Genomic DNA, 14,985 nt, shown 5'->3' on the forward strand with positions numbered 1-14,985 from the left:
GGTACAAAGACGCAGTGATCTACCAGGTCCACGTCAAATCCTATTTCGACTCCAACAACGACGGCATCGGTGACTTTCCCGGCCTGATCGCCAAGCTCGACTACATCGCCGACCTCGGCGTGAACACCATCTGGCTGTTGCCGTTCTACCCCTCGCCACGCCGCGATGACGGCTACGACATCGCCGAGTACCGTGGCGTGCACAGCGACTACGGAACAATGGCCGACGCCAAGCGCTTTATCGCCGAGGCGCATCAACGTGGTCTGCGGGTCATCACCGAGCTGGTGATCAACCACACCTCCGACCAGCACCCCTGGTTCCAGCGTGCGCGCAAGGCCAAGCCGGGTTCGGCTGCGCGCGACTTCTACGTGTGGTCCGACGACGACCAGAAATACGATGGCACACGCATCATTTTCCTCGACACCGAGAAGTCCAACTGGACCTGGGACCCGGTCGCCGGCCAGTACTTCTGGCACCGTTTCTACTCGCACCAGCCGGACCTTAACTTCGATAACCCGCAGGTCATGAAAGCCGTGCTGTCAGTGATGCGGTATTGGCTGGACATGGGCATCGACGGCTTGCGCCTGGACGCTATCCCGTACCTGATCGAGCGCGACGGCACCAACAACGAGAACCTCCCGGAAACCCACGACGTCCTCAAGCAGATTCGTGCCGAAATCGACGCCCATTACCCCGACCGCATGCTGCTGGCCGAAGCCAACCAGTGGCCGGAAGACACGCAGTTGTATTTCGGTGACAAAAAGGGTGATGACGGTGACGAATGCCACATGGCCTTTCACTTCCCGCTGATGCCGCGCATGTACATGGCCCTGGCCCAGGAAGATCGCTTTCCGATCACCGATATTTTGCGCCAGACCCCGGAGATTCCCGCGAACTGCCAGTGGGCGATCTTCCTGCGCAACCATGATGAGCTGACCCTGGAAATGGTCACCGACAAGGAACGCGACTACCTGTGGAATTACTACGCCGCAGACCGTCGCGCGCGGATCAACCTGGGTATTCGACGGCGCCTTGCGCCGTTGATGGAGCGCGACCGTCGTCGCGTGGAATTGCTCAACAGCCTGTTGCTGTCGATGCCTGGCACGCCAACCCTGTATTACGGCGATGAAATCGGCATGGGGGACAACATTTACCTGGGCGACCGTGACGGCGTGCGCACGCCGATGCAGTGGTCCATCGACCGCAATGGCGGGTTCTCGCGCGCCGACCCGGCAAGCCTGGTGCTGCCGCCAATCATGGACCCGCAATATGGCTACCTGTCGGTCAACGTCGAAACCCAGGCCCAGGACCCGCATTCGCTGTTGAACTGGACCCGGCGCATGTTGGCGGTGCGCAAGCAATCCAAGGCCTTTGGCCGCGGTAGCCTGAAAATGCTGTCGCCGAGCAACCGCCGCATTCTCGCCTACACGCGCGAATTCACCGGCGAAGACGGGCGCACGGAAATCATCCTGTGCGTGGCCAACGTGTCGCGCAGCGCCCAGGCGGCAGAGCTGGACCTGTCGGCCTTCGCCGGCATGGTGCCGGTGGAGATGCTCGGCGGTAACGCCTTTCCGCCGATCGGCCAGCTGAATTTCCTGCTGACCCTGGCGCCCTACGGTTTCTACTGGTTTGTACTGGCGGCGGAAAACCAGATGCCCAGCTGGCATGTGGAACCGGCGCAAAGCATTCCGGACTTCACCACATTGGTGCTGAAAAAACGCATGGAAGAGCTGCTTGATGAACCGTGCCGCACCACACTGGAGCACACGTCACTGCCCGCCTGGCTGCCCAAGCGCCGTTGGTTTGCCGGCAAAGACACGGCCATCGACAGCGTGCGCATTGCGTACGGCGTCCGGTTTGGCGACCCGCAACACCCGGTGCTGCTCAGCGAGCTGGAGGTCACCGCGGGCGGCCAAGTCAGCCGTTACCAGTTGCCGTTCGGCTTTCTTGGCGAGGACCAGCTCACCAGCGCCTTGCCACAGCAGTTGGCATTGGCCCGTGTACGCCGGGTGCGTCAGGTCGGGTTGGTCACCGATGCCTTCAGCCTTGAACACTTCATTCGCGCGGTGATCCAGGGCCTTCAGGCCGGTACGCTGCTGAATTCCAGCGACGGTGAGCTGCGCTTTGAGGCCACGCCGCATTTGGCCAAATTGCAACTGAACGATGAATCGCAAGTGCGCTATTTGTCTGCCGAACAGTCCAACAGCTCGGTGGTGGTGGGCGAAAGCCTGGTGCTCAAGCTGATCCGCAAAGTCAGCGCCGGTGTGCACCCGGAGCTGGAAATGAGCGCCTACTTGACCGAAGCCGGTTACCCGAACATTTCGCCGCTGCTGGGCTCAATGATTCGCCGCGACGGGGAAGGGCAGGACAACCTGCTGATGATTGCCCAAGGCTATTTGAGCAACCAGGGCGACGCCTGGAGCTGGACCCAGAACAACCTCGAACGCGCCATCCGTGACGAGCTGGCTGAAGCCATTTCCGAGCAGGAACAGCATTACAACGCCCTCGGCGAACTCCAGGATTTTGCCGGCTTGCTCGGCCAGCGCCTGGGTGAAATGCATGGGGTACTGGCCGCGAAAACCGCCAACAAGGACTTCAAACCCGAAGCCACCACGGCCAAGGATACCCAGGCATGGGCCAGGGACGTGGGCGCACAGCTCGAGCGCGCGTTGCAGTTGCTCAAGCTTCATCAAAACCAATTGAACCCCGCCGATCAGGCATTGGTCAGTGATTTGCTGGCGCAGAAAAAAACCATCGTCAGCGAGGTACAACGCTTGGCGAAGGCCACGTTGGGTGGGTTGCGTATTCGTGTGCATGGAGATTTGCACTTGGGGCAGGTATTGGTTGTGAAGGGCGACGCCTATTTGATCGACTTTGAAGGCGAGCCCGCGCGGCCGCTGCACGAACGGCGCGGCAAGCACAGCCCGTATAAAGACGTGAGTGGTGTGTTGCGCTCATTCGATTACGCCGCCGCCATGGCCCTGAATGTGCAAGGCGTGGATCATTCGCCGGAAGCCGATAGGGCGCGCAAGCGCGTGACCGAACGGTATCTGAATGAAGCGCGTGAGGCTTTTATCCAGGCTTATCATCAGGCTACGTCTACACTGGCGCATGACTGGCAGGATGCCAAAGGCCAGGACGCCGCGCTGACGTTGTTCAGCCTGGAGAAGGCCGCGTATGAAGTGGCTTACGAAGCAGAAAACCGCCCGACCTGGTTGCCGGTGCCGTTGCAAGGTTTGCACGGCCTGCTCAGCGGGCTCACCTCTATATCGAAAACTGCACGCGGTGGGGAGACGTCATGAGCTTTACACATAAAGAACCGCTGCAGCCTAAGTTGACTGCAATGCCGGCGTCCAAGGACGTCGAAGCGCTGGTACGCGCCGAGCATCACGACCCGTTCTCGATTCTGGGGCCGCACGATGATGAACACGGTGGCCAGTTTATCCGCGCATTCTTGCCGGAAGCCTTGAGTGTGCAGGTACTCGCGCGCGACAGTGGCGAGCAGATCGGCAGCCTTGAGGCGACGCAGGTGCCGGGCTTGTTTGTCGGGCATTTCAACACGCGCCAGGGCTACCTGCTGAAAATCCAGTGGGCCGGTGGCGAGCAAATTACGGAAGACCCCTACAGCTTCAATCAGCTGTTGCTGGGCGAGATGGACCTGTACCTGTTTGCCGAAGGCAATCACCGCGACCTCAGCAGTTGCCTGGGGGCGCAAGTCACCAACGTCGACGGCATCGACGGCGTGCGTTTTGCCGTGTGGGCGCCGAACGCACGGCGTGTCTCGGTGGTCGGGGATTTCAATATCTGGGACGGCCGCCGTCATCCGATGCGTCTGCGCCACCCTTCGGGCGTGTGGGAGATCTTTATCCCACGCCTGCAACCGGGCGCGGCCTACAAGTATGAAATTCTCGGCGCCAACGGGATCCTGCCGCTCAAGGCCGACCCCATGGCGCTTGCCACGCAGTTGCCGCCCGACACCGCGTCCAAAGTCGCGGCGCCTTTGCAGGTCGACTGGCAGGACCACGAATGGATGCAGTCGCGCACCGAGCGGCAAAAAACCAGCGCGCCGCTGTCGATCTACGAACTGCACGTGGGTTCCTGGCAGTGCGAGCTGGACGAGGCCGGTGAAGTGTCACGCCAATACGGCTGGCGCGAACTGGCTGAACGCTTGATTCCGTACGTGCAGCAGTTGGGCTTTACGCACATCGAGCTGATGCCGATCATGGAGCATCCGTTCGGCGGTTCATGGGGTTACCAGGCGTTGTCGCAATTTGCGCCGACCGCGCGGTTTGGTTCGCCGGAAGACTTCGGGTTTTTCGTGAACGCCCTGCACCAGGCCAATATTGGCGTGATCCTCGATTGGGTGCCGGCGCATTTCCCCACCGATACCCATGGCCTGGCCCAGTTCGACGGCACTGCGTTGTACGAGTACGCCAACCCGCTGGAAGGTTTTCACCAGGACTGGGACACGTTGATCTACAACCTGGGCCGCACTGAAGTTCACGGTTTCATGCTGGCGTCGGCGTTGCACTGGCTCAAGCATTTCCACGTTGACGGCCTGCGCGTGGATGCGGTGGCGTCGATGTTGTATCGCGACTATTCACGCAAGGCCGGCGAGTGGGTGCCGAACCGCCACGGCGGCCGCGAGAACCTTGAAGCCATCGACTTTCTGCGCCACCTGAACGATGTGGTGGCGCTGGAAGCCCCGGGCGCGCTGGTGATTGCCGAGGAATCCACGGCATGGCCGGGTGTCAGCCAGAGCACGCAGCAAGGTGGCCTGGGTTTCAACTACAAGTGGAACATGGGCTGGATGCACGATTCGCTGCATTACATCCAGCAGGACCCGGTGTACCGTGCCCATCATCACAATGAGCTGAGTTTCGGCCTGGTGTATGCCTGGTCCGAGCGCTTCATCCTGCCGATTTCCCACGATGAAGTGGTGCACGGCAAACACTCGCTGATCGACAAGATGCCCGGCGATCGCTGGCAGAAGTTTGCCAACTTGCGCGCCTACCTGAGTTTCATGTGGATGCACCCGGGCAAGAAGCTGCTGTTCATGGGCTGCGAATTCGGCCAATGGCGCGAGTGGAACCACGACCAGCAACTGGACTGGTACTTGCTGCAATACCCCGAGCACCGGGGCGTGCAGAAACTGGTCGGTGACCTGAACCGCCTGTACCGCGAAGAACCGGCGCTGCATGAGCAGGATGATGCGCCCCAAGGGTTCCAGTGGCTGATCGGCGACGACGCGATCAACAGCGTGTATGCGTGGTTGCGCTGGAGCAAGGACGGCAAACCGGTGTTGGTCGTGGCTAACTTCACCCCGGTGCCGCGTGCGGCGTATTCCGTTGGGGTGCCGTTTGCCGGGCGCTGGAGCGAGGTGATCAACAGTGACGCCGAGTTGTACGCCGGCTCCAACTACGGGAATGGTGGCGAGGTCTTCACCCAGGATGAGCCGCGTCATGGGCAGCCGGTATCGCTGTCGTTGAATTTGCCGCCGTTGGGCGTGCTGATTCTGCGGCCGGAAGTGCTTTAAGGCTCTGCCGTGGTGGATTCTGTTGTCCGCGCTGCTGGCAGGGTGCCACAATGGCGCCTTTGTCATGGCAGTCGAATCAGGCGGAACTCATGAACAGCCTTGGGCATGGGCAGGACCAGGATGGTTTTATCGAGGAGCAGGTGCGAACGGACCGTTTGCATCAGCTCTTTCGTCAATCGTTCTCCGCCATTTTTGGCAGCTACCTCGCCGCTATCATGCTGTGCTGGCTGTGCTGGGACCGCTTTGACCATAACGTCATGCTGGTCTGGCTGGTGGTGCTGGCGGTGACGTCACTGTTGCGGGTGAAGATGTTCATGGGGTGGTTTCGTTGCCCAAACAACGAGCGCACGCCCCAGCGTTGGGAGCGCCGCTATTGGGTCACGTTGATGTTGTCCGCCGGTGTCTGGGGCATCGGTGCGCTGGCGGTGATGCCCACCGATGACCGCGTGTCCCAGGTGCTGGTCATGCTGTTTACCGTGGGCATGTCGGTCAGCGCGGTCTCGTGTTATTCGGCTTATCGCTACATGACGCTCGGCTCGATGGCCCTGGTGCTGTTTCCCTGCACCCTGTGGCTGTTGTTCCAGCCCGCGCCGATGCAAGTGGGCGTGGCCATTGCGGTGCTGGTGTTCTCGACGTTCGTGGTGAGTGCCACGCGCAAATTGTCGGACGCGCTGGAAAAAGCCTTTCGTCTGACCCGGCAAATGGAACGGGCCCACAACATCTCCACGCGCGCGGCCCAGACCGATGAGCTCACCGGCCTGATGAACCGCCGCGCGTTCTTCGAACATGCGCAGTTGTTGTATGCGCAATGCCAGCATCACCAGCAACCACTGTGTGCGCTGATGATGGACATGGACCATTTCAAGACTATCAATGACACCTATGGCCACCAGGCCGGTGACCAGGTATTGCGCCAGATCGGCGGGGTGATCAGCGCGTCGTTTCGCCAGGCGGATGTGTTTGGGCGGCTCGGCGGGGAAGAGTTTGCGGTGCTGCTGCCCAATACGTCGCTGGAAACCGCGCGGGGTATCGCCGAACAACTGGTCAAGGCGATTTCGGGCCTGGTTTCCGACCCTGTCCATGGCCTGACCGCCAGCCTCGGCGTCGCCACTACCCGCAGTCTCGACCAGGACCTGCACAGCCTGATGAACACCGCCGACAAGGCGCTATACCGTGCCAAAGCCATGGGCCGTAACCAAGTTGCCGTGGCGGAATAGCGTCAGTCGTTGCGCATCGACTTGGCCAGCACCCGGGCCACCTGCTCGGCAGAGTAGGGCTTGGCCAGGAATTCAAACCCTTCGTAGCCACTCTCGGCCAATTCTTCGCTATAGCCTGACGTGAGCACCACGGGTAAGTCGGGGCGGCGCTGGCGCAGCAGCTTGGCCATCGCCACACCCGTCATGCCAGGCATTACCACGTCCGAGAATATGGCGTCGAAGGCGGCCACCTCCGCGCCGGCCAGGGCCAATGCCTGCTCGGCATCAGTGGCCCACGTGGTCTGGTAGCCCAGGTCCTGCAGGATTTGATTGGCGAAGCGGCCGACGTCCAGGTTGTCTTCCACGATCAGGATATGGCGCAGGGTGGTGTCGTGGGCAGGGCCTTGCTCTTCCTGCGGCGCAGCGGCCTGAAAAGCCTCCGGTTGCGCTCCGGGCAGGTACAGCGTGAACACGGTGCCCTGGCCAAGGGTGCTGGCGACGTCGACGTTGCCGCCGGACTGTTTGGCAAACCCGAAGACTTGGGACAGGCCCAAACCGGTGCCTTTGCCCACCGCCTTGGTGGTAAAGAACGGTTCAAAAATGCGCTCGCAGGTGTCGCCGTCGATCCCTGTCCCGGTGTCGGTCAGTGAAACAGCTACGAACGGCTGAGGTGCCGGGGCGTCGCCTCGAATGCGTGGCAGTTCGACCACGTGAGCAACGCGCAGGATCAAGGTGCCTTGGCCTTCCATGGCGTCGCGGGCATTGAGTGCGATATTGATCAGTGCGGTTTCAAACTGGCTGGAGTCCACGCGTACGTAGCATGGCCGTTCGGGTAACTGGATCTGCACATGGATACGCGCACCGGTCACGCTTTCGAGCATCTCGCCGATGTTCTGCACGCGCTGGCCGACGTCGAAGACTTCCGGGTTCAGTGGCTGGCGGCGGGCGAAGGCGAGCAGTTGGCTGGTCAGCTTGCTGGCGCGCTCGACGGTGTCTGAAACGGCGCCCATGTAGCGTTCACGGCGTACGTCGGACAACCCCGGCTGGCGCAGGAAATCCACTGAGGACCGAATGATGGTCAACAAGTTGTTGAAGTCATGGGCGACGCCGCCGGTCAACTGGCCGATGGCCTCAAGTTTTTGCGACTGGTGCAGCGCCGCTTCGGTTTGGGCGAGTGCCGTGGTGCGTTCTTCTACGCGCTGTTCCAGGGTGGCGTTCAGTTCGGTGATCGCCGCCAGGCCCTCGCGCACGGCCGCGTCGGCGCGCACACGTTCGATGTGTGCCCAGGAGCGCTCGGTGACTTCACCGACCAGGGCCAGGTCATAAGGCGACCAGGTGCGTGCGAATTTCTGATGCACCGCCATCAGCGCGGTCAGGCGACCGTTCTTTGTCAGCGGGAAACACACGGTGGCCGTGACCCCCAGTGCCTGATAGGGCGCGGCTTCTTCGGGGCAGAGCTCCACGCGATTGTCGCCGATGACCAACGGTTCGCCTGCGCGCAGACAACTCACGGCCAACGGGCCGAACGCTGCCAGGCTGTAGCGCCCGACGATACTCGGTGAGTCGGGCGCTGCCCAATTGCCGCGAATGGTGAACCCGTCTTCATCGGCGTCCATGTCGGCGTAGGCGCAAATGGACACCTGCAGGTGTTCGGCCAACAGGCGCGTGGTGCAGGTCATGATCGCTTCGGCGTCGGTGGCATTGGCCACGGCGCTGCCGATTGCGTCGAGCACCGCCAGACGACGGTTGAGGAATACGGTGGCGGTGGTTTCCGTGACGGTGTCGAGCATGCCAACGACCGTGCCTCTCGGGTCACGGATGGGGCTGTAGCAAAACGTAAAGTAAGCCTGCTCAGGCCCGTTGCCGCGCTCAATCACCAACGGATAGTTTTCGATGTAGGTGGCATGGCCCTCGAAGGCGGCGTTGGCGATGGGGCTGAGGTCATCCCAGACTTCATGCCAGATCTCGCTGAAAGCACGCCCCAATGAGTAAGGTTTATCGCCAAGAATAGGTATAAACGCATCGTTGTAGAGCGTGACCAGGTGAGGCCCCCAAATGATTGACTGGGGAAAGCTTGAGGCAAAGCACAACGCGACAGTGGTCTTGAGCACGTCGGGCCATTGATCCAGGGGCCCCAGCGGCGTACTGGCCCAGTCATGCAGGCGAACCTGCTCGGCCATGTCGCTGCTGCTTTGCAGCCAATTCATCATGGGGTGAACACCTTGTATACAGCGGTCTTGAGGGCACCTGATTGCGTCAGGGCATCCAGCAACAGACCGGAATGACCGCTGCCAGTTCAGTGCAATTATCCATGAGATGGCAATTTGATGCCTCTGCTGCGTGAAGTGATCAACTCCACGCAGGTCTAGTCGATTATTTGCTCATTACTGTGCGCCCAAAACCCCCGTCCAATAGATCCCGGCGTCACTCTTGGGGTCCATTGCATACGCGGCGCCCAACTCGCGAAATTGCGGGTTCATCAGGTTGGCGCAGTGGCCGGGGCTGGCAAGCCAACCGTCCACCACTTTGCGCGGGGTATCGAGGCCGGCGGCGATGTTTTCGCCGATGTTCTTCGCGATATACCCGGCCAGCTCGGCGCGGTCGCCTGGAGTGCGGCCGTCGTGGTCGAGGTGGTCGAAGAAGTTGCCGTTGGCCATGTTGCGGGTGTGGCTGTTGGCCGCGTTGGCCAGGTCGTCGTTCCACGACAACGGCGTGGTCGCGGTGAACGCCTGGGTGCCGCACTGGCGTGGCTGTTCACGGGCGGCGTTGATCAGGGTGAGCACTTGCTTGCCTTCGGTCTGCCAATCGCCGAGGCCGCTGGTGAGCAGCGGGCGGGCCAGCACGATGCGCCAGTCCTGGCCGCTGTTGCTCACGCCGATGTCGACAAATTGCGGGTCGAGCACCACGCGGCAGAAGCTTTCACGCACGGCCTTCATGGCCGCCTGCGCATCCTTCGGGCCCGACAGGCTGATGGCCTGCACGTTGACCATCGGGTACGCGGCCCGTGCCAAGGCCTGCTGCAAGTCGCCCACGTTGGTGGCCGGCAGCACCAACCGTGTATCGCTGGTCAACGGCGGGAGTTCCTGGGAACCCTGGTCACCGCAGCGCTGTACCTGGCTGCGGTATTGATTGATCTGTTGCACCAACTGACTTTCTTCATTCGCCATCGCGCTGGCGCAGAACGCCAGACTGGCGGCCAGCGTCGTAAGACCCATCATCAATGACAGCACGCGCATGGACGTTACCCTTGAGCTTGAAAGTGCCCATGATGCGCGATGTAACCCGGTCTGGCGCAACGCCTTTTTTGTTTTTTTGCCTCAACGGGTGTTCTGCGGGCAGGTCACAGCGCTGAGACGGCGCCAGGCGATGGTGCTGGCGGCGGCAATCAAGGCCAGCGCCACGCCGAAGGTCACGTGCAGGCCATTCGCCACGTTTTGCGCCTCAGCCTGGGTCACGTCGGGGCAGGCCCAGGCAAATACTGCACCGAGTGCCGAGGCGCCGAAAATCAGCCCCAGGTTGCGTGACAGGTTCAGGAGACCGGAGACCGTGCCGCGCCGCGAGGGCTGCACATCGCTCATGACAGCGGTGTTGTTGGCGGCCTGGAACAGGCTGTAGCCCGTCGTCAGGATGACCAGCGCCGCGAGGTAAGCAACCAACCCTGAAGCCAGTGACAGCGAGAGCGCGCCAAGGGCCATGACGCCCAGCCCAGTGAGGGTCATGCGCGGGCTGCCGAGGCGGTCGGTCAGGCGCCCGGCCGGCACGCCGCTCAGCGCGGCGACACAAGGCCCAACGGCCATCGCCAGGCCCATCCAGGCCGGCTCGAGCCCCAGGCCACGGGACAGGTAAAACGGCCCGACCACAAAAGTGGCCATGATCACCGCCGACACCCATGCACTCATCGCCAACCCGGCGCGCAAGCCCGGGTCTTTTAAGACGCTAAAGAATGATTCGCGCGCAGCTGCAGTAGCGGCAACTCGATCAACCGGTAAATAACCAAAGGCGAGGGCGGCGGCGACCACACTCAGCGGCAGGCCCGCCAGGAACAATGCCCGCCAGCCCCACAGGCTGAGCAGCAACCCGCCAACGCTGGGCCCCATGGCAGTGCCGACCGCCGACATCGTGCCAAGTAAACCCATCACGCGACCAGTGCGTTCCGGGGTTACCGTGTCGCCGACCATGGCGAGCGTCATCGCCATCATTGTCGCGGCGCCCAAGCCCTGCAGGACACGCGCGGCAATCAGCCACTCAAGCGACGGCGCAGCGCCGCACAGCGCGCAGGCCACGGCGAACAGCAGCAAGCCGGTGAGCAACACGCGGCGGCGCCCCAGCCGGTCACCCAGCCTGCCGGCACTGACGATCACTGCCGTGATCGCCATCAAGTAGGCGAGCACCACCCACTGCACCGCATGGAAGGAGGCGTCGAAGACGTGCGCGAGGCTGGGCAGGCCGACATTCGCAATGCTGGTGCCGAGCGAGGCCAGCAACATCGACAAGGACAGGCTGACGAGGCTGCCGCGTGGGGGGGAAGGTTTCATGGGCATTTTCCTTGAGTAAACGCGACTGTCGCCAATTTACGTCGTCGTCTAACATGGCGGAAGGCGCATGGGTTGCACTCTATACGTGTGCTAAACGCCTGATAAGGATTACCGATGCCCGATCTCAACCTGCTGCTCACGCTAGACGTTTTACTCACCGAGGGCAGCGTGGCGGCGGCGGCCAAACGCCTACGCCTCAGCCCTTCAGCCATGAGCCGGGCCCTCGCGCGCTTACGCGAGACCACCGGCGACCCATTGCTGGTGCGCGCGGGCCGCGGCTTGGTGCCGACACCGCGCGCGCTGGCGTTGCGTGAGCAGGTCAGCCGGTTGGTGCAGGACGCCCAGGCGGTTTTGCGCCCCGCGCAATCGTTGGACATGAGCCAAGTGGTGCGCACGTTCACGCTGCGTTCCAGCGCGGAGTTTGTCGAAAACCTCGGCCCGGCCTTGCTGGCGCGCATCGCCCGAGAGGCGCCCGGTGTGCGCTTGCGCTTCGTCGACAAGACAGACAAGGACTATGCCTTGCTGCGCGAAGGCAGCGTCGACCTCTCCATCGGTGTGGTCGACGCCGGCGCCAGCCCCGAGGTACTGACCCAGGCACTGTTTCGCGATCGCTTGGTCGGCGTGGTGCGCAGCGGCCACCCTCTGAGCCACGGAGAGGTCAGCGCAGAGCGGTTTGCCGAGGGTCAGCATGTCTACGTCTCACGGCGCGGGCTGGAACGTGGCCAGGTCGATGACGCCCTGCAAGCCCAGGGCCTCACGCGTGAAATCACCACTGTCGTCACCGGGTTTGCCACCGCCATCGCCTTGGCACGTGACACCGACTTGATCGCCAGCGTGCCCGAACGCTATGCGGCCAACCAGCGTGCGGGACTGCACAGCTTCGCGCTGCCGGTCTTGCTGCCGGCCTTCACCGTGGCAATGCTCTGGCACCCTCGCCAGGACGCCGACCTGGCCCACCGTTGGCTGCGCAGTTGTTTGCGCGAGGTGTGCGGACAATGACGCGGCCACAGCAGGTACAATCGCCACTGCCTTGCCGCAAAACTTCAGGAATGTGCATGTTCAGCCTTACCCGTTACACCACACCGTGCCCCGAGCCCATCAATGCCCAGATCCTGCAGATGGTCGTGGACAACCTCACCGACATCAGCAGCGTCGCACTGCCACCGAGCAACCTGCTCTATAACATCTATCAATACGCCATCGGTTTTGAGGTGCACCTCTACCTCGACGCCTTGAGCGGCGCGAAGGGCATCGCCGTAGAACTGGTGGTGGCCATGGATGAAGAGCAGGTGATTGGCTTTTGCCTGTACCTGCCGGTCAAAGACGATCCTGAAGCCTGTGGAATCGCCTTCATGGCGGTGCACGCCGGGCTTCGCCGCCAGGGCGTCGCGCGCGCGATGCTGCAGGAGGTACTGGCACACTACCCCCACGCCGAGTTGGCGTGCGCGGTCGAGAAGGTGCCGACATTCGAGGCCTTGGGCTTCCAAGTACGCGGCGCGCGCGGCACGCAAGTGTTGATGAACACACGCAACTACGGCACCGACGGGCTGATGGGGGTCTTAGAGGTGGCACCCATCTACAACTCGCTGGAAGTCCGGCAGATTCACACCTACCTGCTGCAAAAACACGGCAAACGCGCGATGGTGGACGCGGAAAAACAACGTGACCGGCACCTGGATCAGCTCACGCGCAAGGTCCGGTTGTTTGTGAATGCGCGCCAGGGCTGAAAGCAAAAAACCTCCCGTCGGGAGGTTTTTTATTGCCGGTCAGGCCCTACGGCTTAGCCAGGTTCCAATTGCCGCCAACGCCATCACCGGTGATGTCACCCGGCTTGCTGTCCTTGACCCAGGTGTACAGCGCCTGGCCCTTGTAGGCCCATTGCTGGCTGCCGTCGTCACGGCGGATCACGGTGTAGCCGTCGGCATCTTTCGCGCCGGCCGAGGCGCTGAACGCCGGCCAGTTGGCCAGGCATTGGCCATTGCACACGGATTTGCCGGCGCTGTCTTTGGCGAAGGTGTAGAGGGTCATCCCTTTGCTGTCCACCAGCACTTTGCCCTTGGCGCTGTCGGCGATTTTGGCGGGGCCGGCGAAGGCCATGGACGAGGCGCAGGCCAGCATGACGGCCGCGGCGAGGGAGAGTTTTTTCAACATGACGAGCTCCTGGGGTTTTCTTGGTATTGAGTGCCTTGTGCGAGAGTCACAAGGTGTACTCAGGTAAACACCCGTCACGCGCCTTTATTCCTCGGGCCATGAACATTCTTTTAACCGCGTGCGCGGTTGACCATCGCGAGGATTGTCGCCAACAGCTCCTGTTGCGCCTCTTCACGGCTGATTTCAGCGCTGGCCGCGGCGTGGGACAAGGCTTCGGCGGCGCCGAGCATGGCCCGAAGGCCGGCCTGTGAAACCTCGCCTTGCGGTGCAAACGGCGCCAGGGCTTCGCGGCACTTGTCGAGAAAGATCGCTTCATACCGGCGCTTGAGGGTTTCCAACTCCGGCGAGCTGCTAAGCGCGGCGATCACCCCAGGAATTTCCCGGCCCTGAAGCAACACGCAGTCGACATAGGAGGAGGCGATCACCCAGGCCCGATCATCCAGCGTCGCCGCGCTGGCCTCAATCGCCTCGGTAAATACCTGGTTCTGGCGCCCGTCGAAATCTTCATACAGCGCGGCCAGCAGGCCCGCACGCGTGACGAAATGGTCGTAGACCACCGGCTTGGTCACGCCCGCCAACTCGGCCAGGCGGCCCAGGGTCAGGGCTTCGGTGCCTTCTTCGCGCACCAGTTGCCAGGCCACGTCGAGCAACTGACGCAGGCGATCTTCACGGGATAAACGGCGGCGGGGGGCAGGGGATTCGCTGCTTGACATGCTTATATACCAAAAGTAACTTAGTGAGTGTAACTTACTAAAAGTAGCTTAGGCGCAGCCTAAACCGAAAGGGACTTAATGTCATGCACGCACTCATCGTTGTAGCTCATCACGACCCGCAATCCCTCACGCACAGCCTGGCCGCAGAGGTCGCCGCCGGCCTCACGGCCTCCGGTCACACTGTCGAAATCGCCGACCTTGCCGGTGAAGGTTTCGACCCGCGTTACACCGCCGCCGACCACCTGGTGCACCGCACCCGCGCCAACCCTCCGGCCGATGTGCGCGCCGAACAGGGCCGCATCGATCGCGCCGACGCCCTGGTGTTGGCGTTCCCGATCTACTGGTGGTCCATGCCGGGCCTGCTCAAAGGCTGGATCGACCGTGTGTTCGTCAACGGCTGGGCGATTGACTACGGCCCGGACAGCCCCGTGGTGAAAAAACTGCGCCATTTGCAGGTGCACCTGTTGGCGCTGGGTGCGGCGGATGAAAGTGCGTTTGACCGTCACGGTTACGCCAAGGCCATGCGCACACAGATTGATTACGGGATCTTTGATTATTGCGGGGCGCAGGTGGTGACGTCCGAGTTGCTGCTGGAGTCGGAAAGCGCCACTGCGCAGGCGCACTTGAATACCGCCCGCGCCTTGGGGCAGCGGCTGTTTCAGCGCGAGCCAGTGGTGGGGTGATTCAACTGTCGCGAAACAGGTCGTGGGCATCCAGCAAGCGGTAGGCGATTTCCGGGCGTTTCTCCATGCCCCGTCGAATCGCCGCCGGGATCGATTGTCGCGTTTTGCGGCACATGCCTGGCAGTTCGTCGATGACAATCTGAATCCCGCGCATGCTTTTGACTTCGGTGT

The 14,985-nt window shown here is 62.1% G+C and carries 11 protein-coding genes and 1 pseudogene; 6 read left to right on the forward strand and 6 right to left on the reverse strand.

What is annotated here, in order from left to right; all coding sequences use genetic code 11:
* From treS to WBB95_RS15555, 3 genes are all read left to right on the forward strand, one after another.
* A partial coding sequence (treS, locus tag WBB95_RS15545; RefSeq protein WP_424488394.1) for a maltose alpha-D-glucosyltransferase occupies nucleotides 1–3,302 on the forward strand: 3,302 nt, incomplete at its 5' end.
* A complete protein-coding gene (glgB, locus tag WBB95_RS15550; RefSeq protein WP_424488395.1) occupies nucleotides 3,299–5,536 on the forward strand; it encodes a 1,4-alpha-glucan branching protein GlgB in 2,238 nt (745 codons plus the stop codon). The genes treS and glgB, both read left to right, overlap by 4 nt.
* A gap of 50 nt (nucleotides 5,537–5,586) precedes the next feature.
* Nucleotides 5,587–6,753, forward strand: coding sequence for a GGDEF domain-containing protein (locus WBB95_RS15555; protein WP_424488396.1), 1,167 nt, complete (start codon nucleotides 5,587–5,589; stop codon nucleotides 6,751–6,753).
* A gap of 2 nt (nucleotides 6,754–6,755) precedes the next feature.
* On the opposite strand, the gene WBB95_RS15560 is transcribed toward WBB95_RS15555, so the two are convergent.
* From WBB95_RS15560 to WBB95_RS15570, 3 genes are all read right to left on the reverse strand, one after another.
* Nucleotides 6,756–8,942 (reverse strand): response regulator, encoded by a 2,187-nt coding sequence (locus tag WBB95_RS15560; RefSeq protein ID WP_424488397.1) that lies wholly within the window; start codon nucleotides 8,940–8,942, stop codon nucleotides 6,756–6,758.
* 174 nt (nucleotides 8,943–9,116) lie between these two features.
* Nucleotides 9,117–9,968 (reverse strand): CAP domain-containing protein, encoded by an 852-nt coding sequence (locus WBB95_RS15565; RefSeq protein WP_424488398.1) that lies wholly within the window; start codon nucleotides 9,966–9,968, stop codon nucleotides 9,117–9,119.
* A gap of 81 nt (nucleotides 9,969–10,049) precedes the next feature.
* A complete protein-coding gene (locus WBB95_RS15570; protein WP_424488399.1) occupies nucleotides 10,050–11,267 on the reverse strand; it encodes an MFS transporter in 1,218 nt (405 codons plus the stop codon).
* 114 nt (nucleotides 11,268–11,381) lie between these two features.
* On the opposite strand from WBB95_RS15570, the gene WBB95_RS15575 reads away from it, so the two are divergent.
* Entirely contained in the window at nucleotides 11,382–12,266 is an 885-nt protein-coding gene (locus tag WBB95_RS15575; protein WP_424488400.1) for a LysR family transcriptional regulator, read from the forward strand.
* Between the two features lie 56 nt (nucleotides 12,267–12,322).
* On the forward strand, nucleotides 12,323–12,994 hold the full coding sequence (locus tag WBB95_RS15580; protein WP_424488401.1) for a GNAT family N-acetyltransferase: 672 nt from the start codon (nucleotides 12,323–12,325) through the stop codon (nucleotides 12,992–12,994).
* A gap of 46 nt (nucleotides 12,995–13,040) precedes the next feature.
* On the opposite strand, the gene WBB95_RS15585 is transcribed toward WBB95_RS15580, so the two are convergent.
* Nucleotides 13,041–13,418, reverse strand: a complete 378-nt coding sequence (locus WBB95_RS15585) for a hypothetical protein (protein ID WP_424488402.1) — start codon at nucleotides 13,416–13,418, stop codon at nucleotides 13,041–13,043.
* Between the two features lie 110 nt (nucleotides 13,419–13,528).
* Nucleotides 13,529–14,131: a TetR/AcrR family transcriptional regulator gene (locus WBB95_RS15590; protein ID WP_424488403.1), complete on the reverse strand. Its 603-nt coding sequence runs from the start codon at nucleotides 14,129–14,131 to the stop codon at nucleotides 13,529–13,531.
* An 83-nt stretch (nucleotides 14,132–14,214) separates the two neighbouring features.
* Between WBB95_RS15590 and WBB95_RS15595 the strand changes: the two genes are divergently transcribed.
* Nucleotides 14,215–14,814: an NAD(P)H-dependent oxidoreductase gene (locus WBB95_RS15595; protein WP_424488404.1), complete on the forward strand. Its 600-nt coding sequence runs from the start codon at nucleotides 14,215–14,217 to the stop codon at nucleotides 14,812–14,814.
* A 1-nt stretch (nucleotide 14,815) separates the two neighbouring features.
* Here WBB95_RS15595 and WBB95_RS15600 read toward each other — a convergent pair.
* A pseudogene (locus tag WBB95_RS15600) lies at nucleotides 14,816–14,985 on the reverse strand (hypothetical protein); the annotation flags it as partial.

Source organism: Pseudomonas sp. (genome assembly GCF_049645325.1).
GTDB lineage: Bacteria > Pseudomonadota > Gammaproteobacteria > Pseudomonadales > Pseudomonadaceae > Aquipseudomonas.